Here is a 558-nt window from a genome sequence, read left to right on the forward strand (position 1 = left end):
GCTCCGGGTCGCCAGACCGCTACTACGGCGCCGACCTGCCGCTGGTGCACGCGCTGCCCGGCGCCGACGTCCTGGTGGTGCCCGAAACCGGCCTGACCGAGGCCCACGTMCGCTTTGCCGCCCGCCACGAACTGGCCCGGCGCGTGGAAGACGTGCTGGCCCGCCGCAACCGCGCGCTGTTCCTGGACGCCCGCGCAGCACTGGCCGGCGCCCCGCGCGTGGCCGCCATCCTGGCCGAGGAACTCGGGCACGACGCGGCCTGGCAGGCGCGCGAACTGGAGAGCTTTGGCGCGCTGGCGAAGGGGTACCTGCTATAAAGGCGCAGCTGGCGCCAAGACTTGGGCGATAATGCCGGGTATCGCATCAGGGAGAACACCATGGACGAGATTGACGATCTGTCCGATCTGCCGATGCCCCGGTTCATCTGGGGCTTCGCTGTCATCGCCGGCAAGGGCGGCGAGATCATGCATGACGAATTTGAATATTTGACCCACACGCGCAGCCCGCRCTTCACGTGCCGTGTGGTGGAGCTGGAGGACATGCCGGCGGACAGCGAGG

Annotated in this window: 2 protein-coding genes; both read left to right on the plus strand. The window is 68.7% G+C overall.

All coding sequences use genetic code 11. From position 1 onward, the window contains the following. Positions 1–317: glycerol-3-phosphate dehydrogenase C-terminal domain-containing protein (locus AB4Z35_RS30105; protein ID WP_442101172.1), on the plus strand; the 317-nt coding region annotated here is incomplete at its 5' end. A gap of 60 nt (positions 318–377) precedes the next feature. Continuing rightward, positions 378–558, plus strand: a 181-nt coding sequence (locus AB4Z35_RS30110; RefSeq protein WP_442101173.1) for a hypothetical protein, incomplete at its 3' end; no start/stop codon positions are given.

The sequence above is a fragment of the Pseudomonas sp. KB_15 genome (assembly GCF_052114525.1).
GTDB lineage: Bacteria > Pseudomonadota > Gammaproteobacteria > Pseudomonadales > Pseudomonadaceae > Aquipseudomonas.